Here is a 21,552-nt window from a genome sequence, read left to right as displayed (position 1 = left end):
CGAACCTCAAGGCCGGCGACTTCGCCCTGCCAGCGGACCCGTCGCATCCGGGCATGAAGCTGAGTTTCGCCGAGGAGTTCAACGCCCTCAGCGCCTCGGCGAATGGCAACGGCACCGTTTGGAAGACGACATACGGCATCGGCAGCCAGGATCGGACGCTAGGAGCGAACCACGAGGCGCAGTACTACTCGGACAGCTCGGTGGGCACGAACCCGTTCTCGATCTCGAACGGCGTCCTCAGCATCACGGCGGCCCCGGATCACGACGGCAATCCGCTGGGCCTGGCCTACACCTCGGGCGTGCTCACCACGGCCAAGTCGTTCGCCCAGACATACGGCTACTTCGAAATCCGTGCCGAGCTGCCGGCGGGCCAAGGCATGTGGCCGGCCTTCTGGATGCTGAACGCCGACGGTACAGGTACGACCGAACTCGACGTCATGGAGTTCCTGGGCCACGACAAGGACACCGCCTACGCGTCGGTGCATTCCACCGTCGCCGGCCAGAGGCTGACCAGTACGCCGGTGCAGACGGCAGATCTGACAGAAGGATTCCACACCTTCGGGGTCGATTGGCAGAAGGACACGCTGGAATGGTACATCGACGGTGCGAAGGTGGCCGAGATGGCAACACCGGCCGACATGCACAAGCCGATGTACATGCTGGTCAACCTGGCGGTGGGTGACACTGGGAGCTGGCCAGGCAAGTACGATACCTCCATGCCAACGACGCACCTCGACGTCGATTACGTCCGGGTCTGGGCCAACGACGCCATCCACTGAGACCAACTAGCTATCGAGTGCGTGTCCCCGCGATGAAACGCGGAGACACGCACTGTTCGTCAGTGGAAATCGTAGTCCAAGTGCAGCATCGCCCGGGCCGTCGCGCCGGTATCCAGCATCGCACTGTTCGTAACGGCCAACGCACGTCCGCCGGCGTCAACCACGGCGTCGAGGTAGAGGTTGTGATCGCCCGTGCTGCCCCAGCTGTCGCTCAGGTAGCGAACCACGAGGTTATGGTTCCCGGCACTCAGATCGGCATGCAAGTTCACGACGTCCGAGCCCTGACCATGAAGCGCTGACCCGGTCAGCGTCGAGCCAACCTGTTTTCCGTCGAGATAGACGGCGTAGAGCGCGTTACCGACCACGGCATCCTGGCTGACGTAGAGCTTGAGAGCGGTGTTGCCGGTTCCGATATCGTAGGTCTTGCTGACCCCTTCGGTGGCGGGTGGCGGCGGGGGTGGTGGCGGCGGCGGGGGTGGCGATACGGTACCGGTGCTCGAGCCCGTGGTCAGTGTCGCACGCGCGACGTTCCCAACGTCGAGAAGAGCGGAGCCGGTGACGGTCAGCGCATTGCCAAATGCGTCCACGGCGCTCTCGACATAGAGGTTGTGGTCTCCCGCACTGCCCCAGCTGTCGCTCAAGTAGCGAACGGCGATCGCGTGCTTGCCGGCGCTGAGGTCCGCATGAACGTTCACCGTGTCGAAGGCTTGCCCATGCAGGGCCGAACCGGTGAGCGTGGTGCCGACCTGCTTGCCGTCGACATAGACCGCGTAAAGCGCGTTGCCCTGGATCGAGTCCTGACTGATGTGCAGAGTCAGGGCCGTCGAGCCGGTACCGACATCGAAAACCTTCCCGGCTGTGCCGCTCGGCGCCGTCGGCTGTGGCGGCGTCACGCTCCCATCTGAGGCGATGATTCCCGAGGCTGTGGTGCGAACCGACTCCGCCGTCCCCATGCCATCGGTATAGCTCACCATGGCTTGCACAGCGTGACCGACATCGGCCGCACCTAGGGTATAGGTCGACTTCGTCGCACTCGTGATGGTCTGCCAGCCGCCCTTCCCATCGTCGCGCAGCCACTGGTAGTTCAACACGCCGAGCCCATCCGCATCCGCCAGGGTCCCGGGCGCTGCTGTCAGGACCTGACCTTGCCGCGCGGTGCCGGAGAGGGCGAGTGAGCCGGTGGGCAGGTCGTTGATGTTGGCGACCGGAGTGGTCTGGAAGCTGAACACCTCCTCGGAGGCCCCGAAGCCGTCAAAGTAGCTTGCCACGGCCTGGAGGCTATGGCCGACATCTGCTTGGCCGAGCACGTAGCGGTCCGCGGTTGCTCCAGCGATGCTGGTCCAGCCGCCGGCGCCATCGTCGCGCTGCCATTGGAACGCCAGAGTTCCCAACCCATCCAGATCGGCCAGGGTGCCGAGCGAAGCCGTCAAGGTTTCACCCTGTGTCGGCATGCCGGCGAGGGCCAGCTGCCCGGTCGGCAGATCATTGACGTTCGCAACCCCCGCGATGGTGTTGCTGCTGACGACATGCTCGACGATGCCGTGCCCGTCGGCGTAACGGATCATGACCTTGAGATCATGTCCGACATCGGCCTGGGTCAGGACGTACTCACGGCCCTGAGCTTGGTCGATGGTCACCCAGTTGCCGTGTCCGTCGTCGCGCTGCCACTGATAGCGCAGCGTCGTCGGAACCCCGTCTGCATCGGTGAGCGTACCCCGGAGGGCCTGGACCGTCTGACCTTGTGCGGCCGTGCCGGACACGATCGGCGCTCCGATCGGGTCAGCGTTCTCCGTGACCGTGTACTGGTTCTCGTAGACGTGGATGTAATCGATCGCATACGTTGACGGAAAGGTCGTCGCGGCGTTGGTGTTTCCACCCCATCCGCCGACGGCCAGGTTGGCGAGCATGTACATCGCCACATGCATGTCGGCCGGAGTCGGCGCGCTCGCCACCTTGTTGCCATCGAGGTACCAACTGATCTCGCTCGGCCCCCAATCGACGCCGTAGCTGTGAAAGCCCTTCGACAGATCCATGGTCGTGTAGACCGCTTGGGTGTTGCCGATCGACTTGCCGCTCGCGTCGGTATGGAAGGTGGCGTAGTAGGTCGCCGGGTCCGACCCAAGCGCTTCCAGCACATCGAGCTCGGTTCCCGAGGAGCCATCGGCGGGCAGGAGCCAGAATGCGGGCCAGAAGCCGGCCCCGGACGGGATCTGCGCCCGAATCTCGAAGTAGCCGTAGAGCTGAGAGAATGACGCCTCGGAGGTGATCAGCCCGGAATTGTAGGGCAAGCCACGATCGTTGGTGGCGCCGTTCGAGACAGTGATCTTCAGCGCGCCGTCCTCTACCGAGAACGGGTTCTGTCCGGCCGTCGCATCGCCATAGTACTGACGCTCGCCATTCCAATAAATGGTCCGGCTGCCATCGGAGAAGGTCGTGCGCCATCCATCGGTCCCATAGACCGCATTGGGGCTGCTGGTGAAGCTGTCGAACTCGTCGGCGAAGGTCAGGTTGGTCGAGCCGACCGGTAGCCAGAAATCGGCGCTTTTGAGGCCGCTGACCGTCATGTTGCGCAGGGTCAGGCTGTCGCCTTCTCCGAGGTTGAGCACGACGTCCGCGCCCACCTGGGTCATGGCGGCCTGAAGAGACGTGAAGCTGGCGAACTGCGGATAGTTGTTGAGCTGGATGTGGTCGATCCCGGACACGAAATCGGTGACCACGTCATGCCCGGTGCCCTTGGTCAGCACGAAGCCGTCGGCGCCGCCACCGCCCGTCATCACGTCGTTGCCGAGGCCTCCGTCGAAGGTCTGGGCGTCCGCGTTGCCGACGATGAGGTTAGCAGTTGCATTGCCGAAACCGGTCCCCACACCCTGAAAGTTCAGGTTCTCGAGGTTATCGCCCAGCGTGTAGCGCCCGCCATAGACCGTGACGGTGTCGGTGCCCTCACCGGCATTCTCGACGATCTTCGTGTTCGCAGCGGCGATAATGTAGGCGTCGTCGCCCGCTCCCCCGACGAACGTGACATCGCTGGCTGTGCTGCGGAACGCATTGTTCCCGGCAGTCCCCATATAGGTCGTACCCTTGACCGAGCCAAAGGTGGCCGCCGTTGTCCGTGGGCCGCTCTCCGGCATCGGGTTGCCGGCATAATCAAGGGTTGCCAATGCGGTGTTCCTCAGAGGCTGGGAAGTGCGGTTGGCCTGTCGTTAACAGGGCTTCCCCTCAGTTTCCACCATAACGTCGTGGGCTCACGAATAGTTTCGCAATTCCTAGGCCTAAGTAGTAAATTGGGCGGCCTGTTGCTGGGTGCGGCTAAATTGTGGCGGCGTCGCCGCGAGAGCTACTCAATGCCTGGACTACGGCCCTCATCAATTGCAGCGATTCTTCAAATGCTTGGCCCGAACTGGGCTCGGGAGCATTTTCGTCTCGAACTGTGTCAACGTGGCGCAACCGGGTCAGTCGGTCTTGCGGAGGGATGAGCCCGGCGCCCCGGCGTCCCCGTTGGTCAGAGACCGAACGAACCCCCAAGGGGATCCTCCTCAGGCTTTCTCGAAGCGTCTCTGACGCTCGCAGACCGGTGCCCTGACGCAGCCACACCCGGACACGAAGAAAGTCGAGCCGCGGCAGAACCGCGACCGATTCTAAACAAAAGTGACCTTACCCAGCCCTGAGACAAACCATCTAAGTCGCCGCCATCAAATTCGCGACCTTTTGTACATAGTTATCGAGACTGCAGTGCTTCACGACCCAATCACGATTACGAGAGCCATCTTGGCGCGCCGGGTCGTCGGCCATGACCAGGGCTTTCGAGACAGCCCGCGCGAGGTCCGTCGGTTGGTGCGGCTTCACGAGCAGCGTCGGGTCGATGCCGTCGAGATAGCCGTCCAAACCCGCCGTTGCGCTGACCACGACGACTTTCCCGCACGCCATGGCTTCGACGAGGCCGGTGACGCCCGCGGCGTAATCAACTTCGTTGAGCGGAACCACGATCACGTCAGCATCCTGATAGCTTTTAAGCAGATCCGAGAAGGACACCCGCGGCATCAGCTTGATCCGATCCTGTGCTGATGGATCGACGGTGCCCTGATGCGTCCCATAAAATCCATGGGCGAAGAGTTTGAGATCGGCATCGACGGTTTTCATCGCCTGAACCAGGGTTGGATAGTCCCGATTTTCTGCACCGCATGCCATCACGACCTTTGCCCCTGGTGAGGCCGCGCGCGCGATGTCGCGCGGATGAAAAAACCGATCATCCACCCAGTTGTGAACCGTGAGGACCTTCTCGGGCGGCACGTTGCCTTCCTCGATGAGAAGACGTCGCTGCTTCTCGCTCACCACAATGAAGACACCAAACATTTTGTGACCGATAAGCCTAAGTATTTTTGCTTTTTTCGGGGTCATTGCATGGAAAACACAATACAATTTTCCCTGCCATCCTCTCAATCGCAGCAGTATTGCCGCAACGATCCCGATATCCTCGCCCGTCACATAGCACCGATCGATTGAGCCAGCCTGTATGACGAAGTTCACGACTGATCCAATGACTGGCTTTCGGCCAAACAGTCGCCCGAACAAAGCACTCCGCTCCGACCGAGCCGTAGCAAACGAAAAAACCTTCGCGTCGATCCTGCGCGCAACGGTAATGAATTCTGTGCGAGGGCCGTCCTCTGCTTCAAAGCCGCGAATTTCATCAGCGTAGCGACCTTTACCAAGCAAGACTGCACTGCGCATGAAAAAACCTTGATTTGCGGGATGGCACGCAGGCGGTTGGCCGTGAGCCCCAAGAAGCATCACCCATATGTCGCAAAGGACTGCAACACAACGGCAAAAGCAGCTGCAAGTTTTCGCGCTTCTGGGAAATGAACTCAGATGGCGGAATTGCCCTTCCAAAGCTTCCCTTGTTTGCGATCTCGCTCACAGACGGAAAATATAGTTCCTGCCAAATCTGAGTATCTCAGGCAGCGCGTCGGCTTTCTTGAAAATCTGACGCCGGCGTGCAGCGCGGTCTCGGCACTCTGACGCCAGACAAGCGAAGATGACGATCCGTTGCCCGATTGCGGCGCCGGACGGCCTCGCGCTGCGGCGGATATCGAGCTTCACTCCACGGCAGTCCGTCGGCGATCCTCCGGGGCGGAACCTGCCAGACATCCCGGCCCGTCGGATGGCAGACGTGCGGAATGATGCCGTCGAACGAGAACCGGGGTCGAAAACGATTGGCGCGCGATCCGTCCGAGGCTTGCGTGTCGAACGAGAGATGCAGTCCGATCCGGCGACGTAAAATGAACGCGTTTCGGATGGCACCGTTTGAGGAGGCGCCCGGCTTTCCATAGAAGCTGGCGTTTGCACTCTTACCGAAAGCGCCGGCGCGCCGATTGCGAGTAAAAACATCATGAGCAGTCTGAAATTTGGGACGAGCGGCTTACGCGGTCTCGTCACCGACCTCGTCGGGTGGCCGAGTTACGCCTACGCCCGCGCCTTCTTTCGTTCTGTTGCGACTACGGCTGGGGACAACCGCACCGTTGTCATCGGACGCGACCTGCGCGACAGCAGCGAAGGGATCGCCGCGACCGTCGCCGCCGCTGCCGCCGAGGCAGGGTTTACGGCGATTGATTGCGGTCCGCTTCCGACGCCGGCTCTCGCGCTGGAAGGGTTGCGCCGCGGGAGCTGCGCGGTGATGGTGACCGGCAGCCACATCCCTCAGGACCGCAATGGGCTGAAATTCTATCGCCCCGACGGTGAGATCACGAAGGCCGACGAAGTCGCGATCCTGGATGCTCTCGGGGACGTCTCGGCAGTGGGTTCGATGGGGATCGTTCCCGCCACACCGGAATCGAGTGCCCGAGACCGCTACCTCCGGCGCTATCGCGATGTGTTCGCGCAGGACGCCCTCGCGGGACAGCGGATCGCCGTCTACCAACAGAGCTCCGTCGCCCGTGATGTGCTGGTCGACGCGCTCGAATCCTTGGGAGCGCAGGTGACAGCCATCGGCCGCTCGGAGACGTTCGTGCCGATCGACACCGAAGCCCATCGGCCGGAGGATATTGCCTTCGTCCGCGATGCCATGTCCTCCGGCACCTACGACGCCCTCGTCACGACCGACGGCGATGCCGATCGACCGTTGGTGGCCGACGAAGCCGGCCGGATCGTTCGTGGGGACGTCCTCGGGTTGATCACAGCCCGCTACCTGAACGCCGACACGGTTGTGGTTCCGGTCACGGCCGGTTCGGCCATGGAGCGTGCGGGTGGGTTCAGCCGTGTGGTCCGCACACGGGTCGGCTCGCCTTTCGTCATCGCCGGCATGGCGCAGGCCAAGGAGGACGGTTCGGCGCTCGTTGTCGGCTTCGAGGCGAATGGTGGGTTCCTGCTCGGGTCGGACGCCCAGGTGAACGGCCGGACCTTGGCCGCCCTACCGACACGTGACGCGATGCTGCCGATCCTGGCGACCCTGGCGGCCACGCGCGCGAGCGGCCTGACGCTGGCCGGGCTCGTGGCCTCCTTGAATGCCGGGGAAACCGCGAGCGATCGGTTGCCGGAAACGCCGGCTGAACACAGCAGCGCCTTCCTGCAGCAACTCGGCCAGGAGACCTTCCGAAGCCGCTTCCTGCAACCCATCGGAGCCGCACGCGCGGTCGATACCCAGGACGGCGTCCGCATGGAACTCGATGGCGGGCGGACCCTCCATTTCCGCGCCTCCGGGAATGCACCGGAACTGCGGTGCTACGCGGAGGCCAACACCTCGGTCGAAGCTGAAGACCTGGTGCGGTGGGGACTGTCCGCAGCAGCGGATGCCATGACATCATCGGCCGCCGCGCGTCCGTGAGGGATCCAGCGCCGCCCCTTCCAGCCGGAGGCGAGACACGAAGCCTCGCCCTTGGGCGGGGCTTCCACTGAAGCAGGCAGAGCGTGGTCCCACAGCCTTCCTGCGGGTCCCCGTATCGCGCTCCCGGTGCCGCGCTCTCGGTAGCGCGGTCGAGCGCGGCAAGGTGCTGATGAGTCTTTCGAAATCAGGCTTCACGCCGCGTCCGCCCGCGCGATTCGGACGTGGCGCAGGGTATCAGCCTCATCGACCGATGTGCTAGAAGCAACAACGTGATCCGCCGCGAGCATTGTCGCCGACGGTCTGAAATCTTACGAATTGTGCAGTCGAAGGGCAGCCTGGATACAGGCAGGGGTGCCCAACGCTACGAGCCTCGTCGCTCCTGGGAATTTGCGGGTCTGATGTCGATGAGCGTTGCTGCCAAAGAGGGAACCGGAGTGACACAGCCAACGCACGCGCAATCCTATAGGAACACGGCGCAGAAAACGTCCGTTTTCAGCTGGTTGTTTGCTGCGCTCTGTCTCAATGGAATGATTTACAACGAGGTGATCGGCTCCGCCTTCTTGTATCTCCTCTTCATCGTGATGATCGTCATCGTCGCCGCGTATCCAACCGCATTTTTGCGGGAGTTCGAGAGCCAGAAGGCCATCCTACTTCTGCTTCCTGCCTACGCTCTGTTGTCGACGTTATGGTCGGCAGTCCCGGAATCGACGGCGCGAACGGCCTTGCAGGCCGTGCTGATGATCGCGTTTGGGGTCATGTTATGTCGTTTGGTCCCCGCCAAACAATTCGTTCATATCATGTTTCTTAGCCTGATCTTGGCAATTTTACTTGGTTTTATAGTCAATCGTCGTGTTCTTGATAGTATGACCAACGAAATAAACTGGTCTGGCATCTACTACAATAAAAACTCGATGTCCATGATCGGAGCGTTGTTCGGCCTGTGCTGCGCCCACCATGCGATGGATTCGAAGAGATTCGTTCCGATCAGATTGTTTTACCTGGCAATTCTGCCGCTGTCCTATGTCGTGTGCTATTCCGCCAAATCGATCGCCATGATCGTCATTCTGACGATCGGCCTCGGTTTGATGACGTCGATCTATCTGGCCTTCCTGCTCCCGCGACGCATGTTTCGATCGACGATCGAGCAGATCTCGATCGTCATCGTGATATTCAGCGGCGTCGGATTTTTTGTTCTCTCGAATTTTTCCGGTGAATTGCTTCAACTCGTCGGCAAATCTCCGACGTTGACAGGCCGCACGGTGCTTTGGGATTGGGCCAGCAAAATCATTCCCACCAAATTCTGGCTGGGATGGGGCTACAACGGATTTTGGGTCCAAGGTAACCCTCTGGCCGAGATGCTATGGCTCGAAAACCATGTTCAAAGTCGTATGGGCTTCCACTTCCACAATCTGTTCTATCAATCCCAGATTGACCTGGGGCTGTTCGGCCTCCTGATCGTGGCGACGATGCTGTCGTGGACATTCTTGATGTGTTACCGGTGGGTTTATTACTCGGCGAACATCACGAGTGTTTTCTATTTCTCCTGCGCCACAGTCATGATCGTCAGCCAATACCAAGATATCCAGCTCTTTGGAGGATTTGGTACGATGAGCCTTCTGTTCACGATTGCCGGTGTCTACGCGTATGATTTTAACGCAATGGAACGCTCTCGCTCCTCTCGCAAAGGCAACGTTCAGTCATCCCGCGTCGGCGGTGCCCTTGTCGGCTCGACACAGGTTCCCGAAGGCACGACGCAGGTCTCGCGCGGATACTGATCAGGGGAGCGATAATGGCCTCTCCAAGTCCGTCACAGCCCCGGCCGTGGTTCTGAATACCGTCAGGGCTTTTCATCATTGCGACGAGTTGGCTGCGCTCCGTCGTTGTGGCGTTGGCATGATAAAGCGGCCATGTCGAACTGCGCCATAGCGCGTCCCTCCACGCCACCGTGAAGCGTGCATCATCAACCCCGGGGCCAACGGCTCAGGTACGCTGGGAACGAGGCCCTGATGCGGATCAGGCCGCAAGCTCACGGTCGGCCTCGCCGCGTGCCGCCTTCAGACAGGCCTCGACGGCATCCCTCAGCGAGGACACGTAGACGTCCGCCCCAACCTGTCGACCAATGGCAGCATCGGTGAGAATCTTCTCGCCGACGGGCCAAAGGCCCACCAGCACAGGCACGTTCGGCGCACGCCGCCTCAGGCGTTCCAGCAGGTAGCGCAGGTGCGCCGGGTTGCCGGTGATGTCGAGGTAGGAGATGCACACCATCGCCACGCCGTTCAGATCGAGATCACGGATACGGTCGCGTGAAACCGCATCGTGGTCGGCGACTCGAGCGCCGAGTCCGTGCTTGCGCAGCAGCTGAGCCAGCATTGCCGAGGACGCCTCATCGAGAGGACCGCGGCCGGCGACGCAGAGGACAGGTGCTTCACCACGCCACGCTTCCGGCAAGGCCTCGGGAGACGGCGCGTGACCCGGTACGGCCTCGTTCTTGGGATGGGCGCGCTCGGCCAGGCTTGGAGTCTCCTTCGGGTTGAACGCCTTGGCCTCGCCATCAGGCTCGATGTCGGGATGGGTCTCGAAATCCGCGACCAGGGAGCGGGAGGATGCTCTGATGTTTTCCAGCTGTGCGGGCGTGACGACCCCGCGACCGAAGTCGTTGGCCGCGAGTTGCAGGCCCTTCAACGCCACTTCGTCGTAGTATGAGGAGAGTGAGCGCTCCTTGAGCATCGCCTCGGCGAGATCGCGCACCTCGTCCGGGTCGCCCGCCAGCATCCGCTGGTAGAAGTTCTCGATAGGCGTGAGCGGCGGCCGGTCACCGAGCAGCACGTCAAGGAATTCCAGACTTTCGACGTGGCGTCCGAGGACGACAAGGCACACGGTGAAGGGCGTCGCGAGGATCAGGCCGATGGGTCCCCACAAGAACCCCCAGAACAGGGTCGAGACGACGACTGCGAAGGGCGAGAGGCCAGTGGAATGACCGTAAAGGAGCGGTTCGATGACATGGCCGAACAAGGGCTCGGCAACCAGGAAAAGGGCGGCGGTGGCGATCACCATGCCCCAACCGGGATCGACGGCTGCCGCGAGCGCAAGGGGGAGCAGGGCTGAGATGAACGCGCCGATATAGGGCACGAAGCGCATCAAGGCGGAGAAGACCCCCCACAGGAGCAGATTCGGCACCCCGATGAGCCAGAGCCCCACGCCGATAATGAAACCAAACGCCGCATTCATTCCGAGCTGTGCGAGGAAGTAGGTGCCGAGCCGGCCTGCGGCGTCGTCCATGGCAACGGTCGTCCGGTGCAGGTCGCTCGACCCAAGCAAGCGGATCATACGGTTGCGGAGGTCTTCACGCTGCAGGAGCAGAAACACCACCACGACAAGAACAATGCCGATCGTGGTCAACGGCTCGACGATGGGACCAAGGACATTCCGAGCCAGGGTCAGCGGCGAGACCTCGGGTTCCTGGACCCGAACCAGTTGCGCCTTGGGCGTATCGCCTGCCGGGCCGGTCACCGCAGCGGTACCGGCCGCGTCGGCCTTCTGAGTGGCGTCGTGAACCTGATGGTTGAACTTCTGCAGGACCCGATTGGCCTCCCCGAGCCAGCCCTGCTGCAGGCCAGCGAATTTCTTGTGCACGGTGGCCTGATACTGCGGCAGGTTCCCGGCCAAGCCAGCGACCTGGGTGCCGATGAGAGCGCCGATGCCGCCGATCACCGCGAGGGCAAGGAGAACGGCGACGATCACCGAGGGCACGCGTCCCAGCTTGATCCGCCTCAGGAGATTGACCACGGGTCCCAGGACGAAGCTGAGAAGGACGGCCAGCACGAGGGGGATAAACACCTCGCGCCCGAAATACAGCGCCGCCACGAGAACCACGCCGACCGCGAGCGTCAGCAGCCCACGAAAGCCCGGCACGAGAGGTGGAGGAACCTGCGCAGGCGGGCGGACGGCAACAGCATCGTCGGTGTGCATGCAGAGGACTCCCGGACCGTCGCGCCTGGCTTCACGACACATCCCCTTAACGCGATCGGATCGCTTTCAGCCCCCGTCCGCATCGCAACGCTCACGTTGAGGGTTTGATCAGCTGCCCGTATCGACAACCCGCGCCACTCTGCGGGGGTCACCTTTTCCCGGCACGCGCGTGCGTTGTGTCGCGTAAGACGCCGGTTCAAGTCTTGGCGGTACCCAGATCGAATCTGGGAGGCACCGGGATCGGCCCCCATGGAACCCGAAGGATCGGCTTTTGCTTTCCCGTGTGATTTTGACAGAAACCTGTCGTGCGGAGTGGGCTACGATGCATGAGACCGCCAAGGACCAGCCGCTGGGCTCAGCCGAGACGAGTCCTGAAACGATCGGTGGCTTCGCTGACGAAATCCGGATGCAGGCGGTCGGCTACGCCGGGAAGCGGAAGGCTGATGTGTCTCGGGTCGTGTCGGATGTTGGGGATGCCATCCGGGCAGGTGGGTCCGGCTTTTCCGATCAGCCCAACATCAAGGCCTTCTTCGATGCGGCCGCCGAGGGAATCGAGGAGTTCGCCGACGGCATCAACCGGCGCACGTTCAGTGAAATCTACGACGAGGTGGATGCCGTCGTCCGCCGCCGTCCAGGCGTCACCTTCGCGGCGGCGGCGCTTGCCGGCTTTGCGCTGTTTCGCGTCCTGAAAGCCTCGGAGATCCGTCCGGTCCCGCGTTCGCGCGCTGTCGTTCCCGTCCAGGTCGCTCCCGTCGATGTCGTCCCCCTCGATGTCGTTCCGACCCCGGATGTGTGAGCCGATGCTTGACTGAGCGTGATCATCGACCCGCATAGAGACTCGGCCCTTCTCCGTGCGGACAGGAGGGGCGGTGTTTTCCGGCCACGCGACGCGGTGGGACCCGGCATCCTGCGCAATGGCGACGCGGTCATGCCGCGCCGGCACTGACACGCGCCGGCTCGCCCGGCCGGTGACGTGCGAGCATGCGGACCAGAGCCAGAGTCGCAGAGGTTCGACGATCGGGAACGAGACTCCATCGAGAGCGGTTCGCCTCCCGATGGAAACCTATGTTATCCTCGTCGCCGGGTTCGGTGTCCTGGTGCTTCTGACGGCATGGTTGCCGATGGTGCTTCGGGCACTGCCGTTGTCCTTGCCCATCTGCTGCGTCGGCATCGGTGCGGCCTTGTCGCTGGTCCCTGCCATCGGCGCAGTCACGCCACATCCGGGCACGCACCTCAAGCTCATCGAACATGCCACCGAGGCGGTCGTCGTGATCTCGCTGATGGGCGCCGGTCTGAAGATCGACCGCTTCATCGGCTGGAAGCGCTGGTCGTTGACGTGGCGCCTGCTCGGCATCGGCATGCCACTGACCATCCTGGCACTGACCGTTCTGGGATCGGCTCTGCTGGGGTTGGGCGCCGCGGCAGCCCTGCTTCTCGCCTCGTCACTGGCACCGACCGACCCGGTGCTCGCCTCCGATGTCCAGGTTGGCCATCCGGCCGAGGACCACGAGGACGAGCCGCGCTTCGCCCTCACCTCTGAAGCCGGCCTGAACGACGGGCTCGCCTTCCCGTTCGTGAATCTCGCGATGGCGTTGGCGGGTTCCGGCAGCCTCGCGGATGTGCCCTGGTCGCACTGGTTGGCGGTCGACGTGCTCTGGAAGATCCTCGTCGGCGCCGTCCTCGGCGCGTTGATCGGACGGATTCTGGGATGGCTGACCTTCCACCTGCCCAACCTGTCGAAGCTGTCCCGAACGGGGGATGGCTTCGTCGCCCTGGGGGTGACCTGCATCGCCTATGGCTGCGTCCAGGCTGTCGACGGCTACGGCTTCGTGGGCGTCTTTGCAGCAGCCCTGGCGCTGCGCGCGTCAAGCCACGGGCATGACTACCACCGCAAGATGCACAACTATGCCGAGGAGCTCGAACGGCTGCTGATGATGGTCCTGCTCGTGGGCTTTGGAGCCATGCTCGCTGCCGGAGGCCTGCTCCAGGCTCTCACGTGGCACGCCTTCGTGTTCGCCATGCTGGCGCTTCTGGTCGTTCGACCCCTGGCGTGCTGGATCGGTCTTCTGGGAAGCGGGCGATCCCGGGAGGACCGCGCCGTGGTCAGCTTCTTCGGCATTCGTGGCCTTGGGACGGTCTATTATCTCGCCTTCGCCATGAGCCATGCAACGTTCCCGGAGGCGGATCTGCTCTGGGCGACGGCCGGCCTGACCGTGCTAATCTCCATCCTCCTGCACGGCGTCACGGTCACGCCGGTGTTGCGCGCCCTCGATCGACGGATGGGGCGGGACACGGAAAGCGCCCAACTCGACCTGAGCCTGTGTCAAAGCTGATCCCGTGGGGCCGGGTGATTGGAACGCAGTTGCTTGACCTTGGCTCGGCGCTTTGCGGCCGAACCCAAGGGAAACCATGCAGCAGATTGAACGGAGAGGGACGACGCCGAGCCGTCTCGATGCACGATCCAGTTTGCAAGTGCCGTCCAGCAAGGAGGTCCGACGAGGGTCGGATTGTCGTTCCAGGCTGCCGGACATGATCCGACATCCTGTGTCCCGATCCCTCCGCCGGGCGGACGCGAAGCCTGCGTCGATTCCAGGCTCCCGCGCCATGGGGCAACCGAGAGCGCAGGCCACGGAACAGATGCGCTCTTGATCAATCGCCCGGCGCCGCTTCGCTCGAGGACTTGGCCCCGTGGCGACAGACCCGTCACCGGGGAGTACCAAGCTCCTGAGGCTGGCAATCTGCAGCCAACAGATCGGGGCCGGCTCTGGCCGATTGGACAAGCCCGCCCCTCAAAGCGAGGGCGTAGGAGCGCAGCCTACCCTACCGAGCGCTTGCGCCCGCCGATCGTCCGTTCTTCGCCGACAGGAACTGCACGTTCAGACTCATGCCCAACCGATGCCGCACGGCACAGTCGAACTGGCGTCCGTCGGCATCGATGATGATCTCGAACCGATCCGGCACCTGCGCCGCCTGACCGAGATGCAATCGTGCGCCGCCCTCCGACAGGTCGCGGATGGAGCAGGCAATGCGTTCGCCACCGGGCAGGCGGATCCCGGCCTGCAGGAGGACGCGCGTTCTTCGCTCGGTGCGCCGCTCCTCCATCCCGATGGTCCAGTTGTCCAGTCCCGTGCTGATGCTCGACACCCCGTCGGCGGCCTGCTGCATACTGCCCAGGATCTTGCCCGTGGCCTGCGCCTGCTCATCCATCGAGGCGGTGACGCCATCGACATGCTGGCTGATCGTGCCGATTGCCGCCGTGATCGTCGCCAGGGTCGTCGCGACCTCGGTGGAGACCGCCTGCATACCGGCGATCTCGTCGCTGATCCGGTTCGTGGCGGCCGCCGCCTGACCGGCCAGGTTCTTCACCTCGGTCGCCACGACCGCGAAGCCGCGCCCGGCCTCTCCGGCGCGGGCCGCCTCGATCGTCGCGTTCAGGGCCAGGAGATTGATCTGCTGGGCGATGTCCGTGATCATCGTGGCGACGCCACTCATCGACCGCGCCGCGCCGCGCAGCCGCTCGGTGGCGGTATCCGCCTCGCCGGCCCGGCCATGGATGTCGTCCACCACGGTCTTGGACTGAGCCATGCTGCGGGAAATTTCCAGAGCGGCAGCGTTCATGGCGTCCGCCGCATCCGTGACCGCCTGGACGTTGTCGAGGGTGCGTTCGGCGGCCTCGACCGCAACGGAGCGCGCCTCCATGTTGGCCGAGACGTCGCTAGCGTACTTCACGATCTTGGTCAGGCGGCCGGCGGGATCGAAGATCGGGTTGTAGCTCGCCTGGATCCAGACGGGCCGGCCGCCCTTGCCGAAACGCTGGAACATGCCCGAGGCGTAGTGGCCGGCGCGCAGGCGGTCCCAGAACGCGGCGTAGTCGGCCGTCTGCGCATAGCCGGGCTCGACGAACATCGCGTGCGGCCGCCCCCGGATCTCCTCGATCCCGTAACCGAGCGCCGACAGGAAGTTGGCATTGGCGTCGAGGACCGTCGCGTCGGGCGCGAACTCGATCACCGCCTGCGACCGGTTGACGGCCGCCAGCTGACCCATCGCGTCGGCGACCTGCAGCTTCTGCGCCGTGATGTCGGTGGCAAACTTCACCACCTTGATCGGGACGCCATCCCGGTCGCGGATCGGATTGTAAGTGGCCTGGATCCAGATCTCGCGCCCACCCTTGGCGATGCGCTTGAACTCACCCGAGCGGAACTCGCCTCGGCCAAGATCCGCCCAGAAGGCGCGATACGCCGCCCCCTCGCGCTCGGTCGGATCCACGAACAGGCTGTGATGGCGTCCCTGGACCTCGTCGAGCCCGTAGCCCACAGCAGCCAGGAAGTTGGCGTTCGCATCGAGGATCGTTCCGTCGAGGGCAAACTCGATGACGGCCTGGGAGCGTTGCAGGGCTTCGAGCTGCCCGTCATGGTCGATGTTGCGCAGCACCTGCGGGGTCACATCGGTGGCGAGCTTGACCACCCGGGTCACGCGCCCGGCGCGGTCGAGAACCGGGTTGTAGGTGGCCTGGATCCACACCGCGCGGCCGTCTTTCGCGAACCGCTTGAACTCGCGCGTCTGCGGCTCGCCACGACCCAAGGCGTTCCAGAAGGCGCGATAGGCCTCGCTTCCCTGTTCCGCGGGGGACACGAACCGGGCGTGGTGCTGCCCCGTCAACTCGCCGAGGGTGTACCCCATCAAGTCGAGGAAGAGCGTATTGGCGGTAAGCACCGTGCCGTCAGGGGTAAACTCGATGCGGGCTCTGGACCTGTCGATAGCGGCCATCAGCGCGCGCAAGTCAGAGTCGAAAAACGCCACGAAGCCGCTCCTGCGATGCGCTTTCGCATCTGGGCTCTCCCTAATCGACTTCGATTAAACAAAACCGAAACATCTTTAAGGCGAGTGCCGATTTATATTCAATCATCAACACAGACTGTTTCACGGCGTTGTGATTTGCACCCGTCAGGCTAGGTTAAACTATGTTGTTGCTTTGCGAGAGAAGAGGGTCTCGAGCGCGCCACACCCTGGCCGACGAGACCGGCGTCGGCTTCCGCTCCAGGCCTGTGTCGATGCGGCTCGCGTCTCCTGCATGAGCCGTCCCGTCTCATCGACTCGGCAGATCGCGTTTCCTCTAGGGAGACGTCGAGCCCGGCAAAGTACCTCGTGGCTGTTCCATCCTGATGCTGTGGCGATCCAACCTCGACCACGATCTCACATCTCGATCGGAGCAGCCGCCTTCCGCCGACCCGCAGCGTGACCCCAATCACCCCATAGGAACCGGCCTGGGACAGCAGGCCAGGTCGTGAAACAGATTGAGACGCTTCGCTCTCCTGCCCCCCATCACGCGGCGGCTCCGGGCCGACCGCGAAGAGAAGCGCGTGACCCGCAGGAGCGATACATTGGGACCCGGGCACATCGATGGGGAGACGCTTGCCTCACGAACCTCCTTTAGAACAGCTCCTCGGTAAGCCAACCAGGACGGTCGTTTCAGTGCACGCATGTTTTCGCGCGAATCGGATGCCCAACGGGGAGGCGGGGGCTCCAGGCCCGCAACCCGCTCCTCCTTCTCTCGATCTCGCCACAGCGGCGTTCCGCGCTCTTGCGACGTGGCGTTCGTTCGACGGGATCGCCTGCGCGATTTGGGCAGCCGTCACCGCTCAAGTGGCCCCACCATCGTCATCGCCGAGGCGCGCGTGTTGCGCTTTTGTTCTAGGCGATGGGCGGGGCAATCGGGCATAGTTTCGGCATGCGCCTGATGCTTTGGTCTGCCCTCCTGCTGATGAGTTTCGCGCCGCAGCCCGCGGTCGCCGAGTCGGGTTCCGGGTCCGAGGTCGGGCTCGCGGCCCTCGAACACGCTTGGCACGACTGCGTCCGGGAGGCCTTTGCGCATCAGCCCCGGACCCAGAGCAGGGCCGCGTCCCAGCGCAGCGCCCTCGACGAATGTCAGGCCCAGGAGGACGCCTTCGTGGCCGCCGCGATGACGGCGGAGACGGCTCGGCCGCAGGAGCGGATCGGGCGGCATCTCGCCCTGGCGGACCGGGCCCGGGCCTGGGCCGCCTCCGTCGCCAGCGACGTCATCGATCCGGTCTCGTCCTGGTTCGGCGCCTGGCGGCGCTGAACACGCTTGCAGCGAAAGTCGGCAGGTGCGCAGCATGGCTCGACAGGTGCGCAGCATGGCTCGACAGGCGCGCAGCATGGAACGCCAGACCGATCCCGGGACAGCCCACCAGCACGAACAGCGTGATCAGGGCCCGCCCGAGATGATCGGCCCCGAAGACCGTATCGGACAGAAGGCCGAGGAGCGGCGGACCGGTGCCCGAGGCCGACAGGGTCACACCGGCGATGAAGAGCGCGCTCACCCGCCCCCGCAGCGCCACCGGCGTCAGCAACTGCACCCCCGTGACGGCGGCCGGAGCCGTGAGCCCGAGCATCGCCGTCAGGACGGTGAAGGCGGTCAGCGACAACGTCCGGTCCGGCACCACCGCCATGACGACCGCCAATGGCAGAGCGGCGAGGAGGCCGAGGCCCAGCATCCGCGAGCTCGCCGCCCGCCGACGGGCGCGGTCGATCCGCCCCAGGATCAGGCCGGCGGAAAGGTGGCCGAGCGGACCGCCGATCAGCAGCAGCAGGCCGAGCACGATCCCGCTCTCCGATGGGCTCATGCCGTGGCTGCGGACGTAGAGGGTCGGCCCCCAGGCCCCCAGGGTCCGGCCCATGAGGACGGCGCAGGCCGCCGCGACGCAATGGGGCAGATAAAGCCTCCAGCGGCGGCGCATCCAGGCCCAGGCCGGCCTCAACCCGCCCCGATGGGCCGGCGGAGCCCGGAGCGGCGTCAGGCGGATGGCGGCCAGGATCAGGAGGAGGTTCGGCAGGCAGGCCAGGACGAAGAGCGCCCGCCACGGCGACAGGGCGCCGAAGCCGGGAAAGACCATGCCGCCGCGCCCCGCAAGCCACGCCAGGGTCGCGCCGCCGGCGAGCAGGGCACAGCTCTGGCCCAGGCTGCCGCTCGCGGTGAACAGGGACACGTTGAAGGCCATCCGGCGCGGGACCGACCCGTGCGCGATCAGCGAGAGGGAGGCCGGGGCGAGGCCGGCCTGGCCGAAGCCGAGAGCCAGGCGGCTGAGACACAGGCCCCAGAACGATCCGGCCAGGCCAAATCCGAGGGTCGCCAGGGTCCAGATCGCGATGCTGGCGACGAGGATTCGACGCTGGTGGCCGCGATCGGCCAGGCTGCCGAACAGCGGCATCGTCAGCGCGTAGAAGGCGACGAAGGCGGAGCCGTGGAGAACCCCGAGCTGGGCGTCGCTCAGGGCCAGCGCCTGCTTCACCGGAGTGGTCACGAGAGTGAGGAGGAAGCGGTCGCTGGCCGCCGAGAGCTGCGCGAGCGCCATCAGCACCAGCGAGCCGACGCCCAGGAGCGTCCGGCTCGGGACCGACGCGGCCGCCCTGCCCGGGCCTTCACGCATGCGCGGCGCGCTGCGGACGGTCTGGGCGGATCGTCTGGGCGGCGCGCATCAATACAGCTCGCTGTGCCACTCGGCGAGAGGCCATGTCTGGTCGCCCCGCACCCCCGTCTGGGTCCGCATCTGCTGCATGGAGGCCCGGAACTGCCCCGGGGGGCGGCCGAAGGTCGTGCGGAAGGCGCGGTTGAAGTGCTGCTCGCTGGTGAAGCCGTAGGCGTAGGCGAGCGTCGCGATCGAGCGCGTCTCGCCCTGGCGGCGAAGGGCATCCCGCACCCGCTCGAGCCGTCGCTGCTGGACGAAGCGGGCCACGCCGCCGTCGCGCAGGAACGCGCGATAGAGCAGGCTGCGGGAGATCCCGAGACTGGCCGCGATAGTGTCCGCGCCGAGGTCGCGATCGCCCAGGTGCTGCTCCACATGGACCTCCGCTGCCCGGCGCCGGACCACGTCATCGGAAGCGTCGTGCGTGGCCGCCCAGACCACGGCCTCGGCCGGAGCGGCCTGCCCGCGGAGGGCGGCGGCCAGGAGCATGCCCAGAACGGCGCTCGATCGCGACGCGACCGTGGGATCCAGCGATTCCGAGCGCCGGGTCAGGGAGACGATGAAATCGGCGACCAGGCCTCCGACGCGCTCCGGCAGGATCGCGCCGTGGAAACGGCGGACGTCGGGCGCCAGGGGCTCGATCAGCTCCCGCGCCACCGGCGTCGAGATCTGATGGACGTCGTGGGCCCGGCTCAGGTGGGGCAGCGTGTTGTCGCAGACGAGGATTTCTCCCGGCCGCACCCGGCGCTCCTGTCCGGGAGGCCCGGCCACCAATTCGCCCGCGAGCAGGAGATGGAGGGTGACATGATCGAATCCGTCCTGCCGGACGCGCTGCGGAGAGCGGCTGTGCTGGACGCCGTTGAGGTGACGCTTGAACAGGATCATGCGATCCAGGCGGTAGGCCTGGACCTGGGCGCGGAAGTCCGATCCGATCCTGGCGACATCGGCGCCGCCGGAATACAGCTCCCGATACGCCTCGAATGCGAATTCGGGACCCAGCCGCTGCGTGGAGAAGGCGAAGGACGGAAGCGACACGTCTGGCTGAACCCGGTGGGAGTCATCAGGAGGACCGGCCGACCGGGATCAAACGATTCGACCTCAAGTCTTCCTGATTAGGGTGGTTCCCGGATAGACGACAAGGCACGGTTTCGTGAAGTCAAAAAATGCTGAGTAATCTGTTTGATATATCCCAACCCGAGCACCCACAAAGCCCGACCAGCGGCGGTGGGCTTGCCCGATTTGCAATCAAGGGCCAACACAGAATCTTCATAATATTTTTTCTTATTGTAGCCTGTAAGAATCCGAATTGATCCCGTGGCGGTCTTTATTTATCCAATCCTCGAACCGGCCATGCCGAGACGAGCCAGAACGTGGACCAAGACGTTGACCCGGAAATGGTGTCGGGCGCTGCAACGCCTCGGTAACCGTTACGCCCTAAATCTGGCGAACCCGCCCGCCCTCCCTGATCCGCGATGCGCTGAATGACCAGAGACCAGCTAGCCGCCGAGTTGCTCCGTATTTCTAAACTGCAGCTCAGCGATATCACACGCGCCGTCAAGAATGGAGAGAAGTCGATTGCATTGAACGAAGTGGTCGATCTTGGCAGACGCCTGAACCGACTCGCGGATGCTGTCGCCGGCCGCCCGCCGCAGGCGATCTCACCCCCGTCCGCGGCCCCCGACGAAACCCGCGTCCAGGCGTGAGCGCGGCATCGGAGTGGCGCGCGGCCCGAAACGTCGCGGCGCGCGCCCGGCTCGACCGGGCCCTGCCCGCCGTCTTCCCGGCCACGGTCCTGCGCCACGCCCTGTCGCGGCCGCTGATCCCGCCGACGCCGCGCCTCGCGGTGGAGGGATATTGGCGCGCCCACCTGATGCGCGCCGATCGCATGGCCCGGGCGCTGGCCGCGCGCTCGGGTCAGCCCGAGGGCTGGACGTGGCGTCTCGGCACCGAGAAGGGGTCGGGCCTCGCCGCAACCTTCCGGATGCCGCCCTCCCCCTTCCGGGAACCGGCCCACGCACGCGGGAAAGGTCATTGCTGCATCTGCGGACAGCCGGTCTACCGCTTCGGCTGGCACCGGGACCTCTGGGGCACGGGCGTGCCGAACAAGAACGCACGCTGGCACGCAGCCTGCGTTGCCGCCTGGAAACTGTGGGTCGCCCCGAGCGACCAAGTCAAGGTGCTGAAGGCGCACCAGCGTCACCGCTGCGCCGCCTCCGGCAAGCGCCTGTTCAAGACCGCCGAAGTGGACCACCGGGTGCCGCTCTACCGCGTCTGGCGCGAGCATCGCGACGCGGCCTGGCCGACCCTGCTGGGCTTCTGGGGCGCCCCGAACCTCCAGGTCGTCAACCGGGCGGTCCACGTGGAGAAGTGCAGCCTCGAAGCCGGCGAGCGGGCCCAGAGCCGGCAGGCCGCGCGCGGCCGGGCGAGTGAGCCGCCTGATCCGGAGTTTGCCCGGGCGCCTGCCCCGAGCCTCGGTCGCGATCCGGTCGGCTGAGCAAGGCCGGCG

14 protein-coding genes are annotated in these 21,552 nt (G+C 64.5%); 8 read left to right on the top strand and 6 right to left on the bottom strand.

The window, feature by feature from the left end:
• Positions 1–53: 53 nt before the first annotated feature.
• The gene (locus tag ASF60_RS26195; RefSeq protein WP_443136761.1) at positions 54–779 is read left to right on the top strand and encodes a glycoside hydrolase family 16 protein; all 726 of its coding nucleotides are present in this window, start codon (positions 54–56) and stop codon (positions 777–779) included.
• A gap of 59 nt (positions 780–838) precedes the next feature.
• Here the strand turns inward: ASF60_RS26195 and ASF60_RS13575 are convergent, their stop codons facing one another.
• Both ASF60_RS13575 and ASF60_RS23745 read right to left on the bottom strand, forming a co-directional pair.
• Positions 839–3,907: a family 16 glycosylhydrolase gene (locus ASF60_RS13575; RefSeq protein WP_156634093.1), complete on the bottom strand. Its 3,069-nt coding sequence runs from the start codon at positions 3,905–3,907 to the stop codon at positions 839–841.
• 547 nt (positions 3,908–4,454) lie between these two features.
• The gene (locus tag ASF60_RS23745) at positions 4,455–5,504 is read right to left on the bottom strand and encodes a glycosyltransferase family 4 protein (protein ID WP_162241318.1); all 1,050 of its coding nucleotides are present in this window, start codon (positions 5,502–5,504) and stop codon (positions 4,455–4,457) included.
• 658 nt (positions 5,505–6,162) lie between these two features.
• Here ASF60_RS23745 and ASF60_RS13565 point away from each other — a divergent pair.
• The gene (locus ASF60_RS13565) at positions 6,163–7,593 is read left to right on the top strand and encodes a phosphomannomutase (protein ID WP_056185611.1); all 1,431 of its coding nucleotides are present in this window, start codon (positions 6,163–6,165) and stop codon (positions 7,591–7,593) included.
• A gap of 221 nt (positions 7,594–7,814) precedes the next feature.
• Positions 7,815–9,368, top strand: coding sequence for an O-antigen ligase family protein (locus ASF60_RS13560; protein WP_156634091.1), 1,554 nt, complete (start codon positions 7,815–7,817; stop codon positions 9,366–9,368).
• Positions 9,369–9,606: 238 nt separating this feature from the next.
• Here ASF60_RS13560 and ASF60_RS13555 read toward each other — a convergent pair whose 3' ends face one another.
• Positions 9,607–11,562 (bottom strand): AI-2E family transporter, encoded by a 1,956-nt coding sequence (locus ASF60_RS13555; RefSeq protein WP_056185606.1) that lies wholly within the window; start codon positions 11,560–11,562, stop codon positions 9,607–9,609.
• A 271-nt stretch (positions 11,563–11,833) separates the two neighbouring features.
• Between ASF60_RS13555 and ASF60_RS13550 the strand changes: the two genes are divergently transcribed.
• Positions 11,834–12,358, top strand: a complete 525-nt coding sequence (locus ASF60_RS13550; protein ID WP_244478423.1) for a hypothetical protein — start codon at positions 11,834–11,836, stop codon at positions 12,356–12,358.
• A 259-nt stretch (positions 12,359–12,617) separates the two neighbouring features.
• On the top strand, positions 12,618–13,895 hold the full coding sequence (locus tag ASF60_RS13545; RefSeq protein ID WP_056185601.1) for a cation:proton antiporter: 1,278 nt from the start codon (positions 12,618–12,620) through the stop codon (positions 13,893–13,895).
• Positions 13,896–14,382: 487 nt separating this feature from the next.
• Here the strand turns inward: ASF60_RS13545 and ASF60_RS13540 are convergent, their stop codons facing one another.
• Entirely contained in the window at positions 14,383–16,329 is a 1,947-nt protein-coding gene (locus ASF60_RS13540; RefSeq protein ID WP_056185633.1) for a methyl-accepting chemotaxis protein, read from the bottom strand.
• Between the two features lie 970 nt (positions 16,330–17,299).
• Here ASF60_RS13540 and ASF60_RS13535 point away from each other — a divergent pair.
• Positions 17,300–17,662 (top strand): hypothetical protein, encoded by a 363-nt coding sequence (locus tag ASF60_RS13535; protein ID WP_082507951.1) that lies wholly within the window; start codon positions 17,300–17,302, stop codon positions 17,660–17,662.
• On the opposite strand, the gene ASF60_RS13530 is transcribed toward ASF60_RS13535, so the two are convergent.
• Entirely contained in the window at positions 17,619–19,010 is a 1,392-nt protein-coding gene (locus ASF60_RS13530; protein ID WP_056185595.1) for an MFS transporter, read from the bottom strand. The genes ASF60_RS13535 and ASF60_RS13530 overlap by 44 nt on opposite strands.
• Before the next feature lie 48 nt (positions 19,011–19,058).
• On the bottom strand, positions 19,059–20,081 hold the full coding sequence (locus tag ASF60_RS13525; protein ID WP_056185592.1) for a helix-turn-helix domain-containing protein: 1,023 nt from the start codon (positions 20,079–20,081) through the stop codon (positions 19,059–19,061).
• Between the two features lie 446 nt (positions 20,082–20,527).
• Between ASF60_RS13525 and ASF60_RS13520 the strand changes: the two genes are divergently transcribed.
• Positions 20,528–20,749: a hypothetical protein gene (locus tag ASF60_RS13520; protein WP_056185589.1), complete on the top strand. Its 222-nt coding sequence runs from the start codon at positions 20,528–20,530 to the stop codon at positions 20,747–20,749.
• On the top strand, positions 20,746–21,540 hold the full coding sequence (locus ASF60_RS13515; RefSeq protein WP_056185586.1) for a hypothetical protein: 795 nt from the start codon (positions 20,746–20,748) through the stop codon (positions 21,538–21,540). Before ASF60_RS13520 ends, ASF60_RS13515 begins: the two co-directional genes overlap by 4 nt.
• The last annotated feature ends 12 nt before the right edge of the window (positions 21,541–21,552 follow it).

Source organism: Methylobacterium sp. Leaf113 (genome assembly GCF_001423325.1).
Lineage (GTDB): Bacteria > Pseudomonadota > Alphaproteobacteria > Rhizobiales > Beijerinckiaceae > Methylobacterium.
The sequence above is the reverse complement of the archived record's forward strand: the minus strand, read 5'-3'. Positions and strand labels throughout refer to the sequence as shown.

Coding starts and splice junctions, on each gene's coding strand:
- ASF60_RS26195 (WP_443136761.1), top strand. CDS start 54: ATGAAGCTGAGTTTCGCCGAGGAGTTCAACGCCCTCAGCGCCTCGGCG.
- ASF60_RS13575 (WP_156634093.1), bottom strand. CDS start 3,907: ATGCCGGAGAGCGGCCCACGGACAACGGCGGCCACCTTTGGCTCGGTC.
- ASF60_RS23745 (WP_162241318.1), bottom strand. CDS start 5,504: ATGCGCAGTGCAGTCTTGCTTGGTAAAGGTCGCTACGCTGATGAAATT.
- ASF60_RS13565 (WP_056185611.1), top strand. CDS start 6,163: ATGAGCAGTCTGAAATTTGGGACGAGCGGCTTACGCGGTCTCGTCACC.
- ASF60_RS13555 (WP_056185606.1), bottom strand. CDS start 11,562: ATGCACACCGACGATGCTGTTGCCGTCCGCCCGCCTGCGCAGGTTCCT.
- ASF60_RS13545 (WP_056185601.1), top strand. CDS start 12,618: ATGGAAACCTATGTTATCCTCGTCGCCGGGTTCGGTGTCCTGGTGCTT.
- ASF60_RS13540 (WP_056185633.1), bottom strand. CDS start 16,329: ATGGCCGCTATCGACAGGTCCAGAGCCCGCATCGAGTTTACCCCTGAC.
- ASF60_RS13535 (WP_082507951.1), top strand. CDS start 17,300: ATGCTTTGGTCTGCCCTCCTGCTGATGAGTTTCGCGCCGCAGCCCGCG.
- ASF60_RS13530 (WP_056185595.1), bottom strand. CDS start 19,010: ATGCGTGAAGGCCCGGGCAGGGCGGCCGCGTCGGTCCCGAGCCGGACG.
- ASF60_RS13520 (WP_056185589.1), top strand. CDS start 20,528: ATGACCAGAGACCAGCTAGCCGCCGAGTTGCTCCGTATTTCTAAACTG.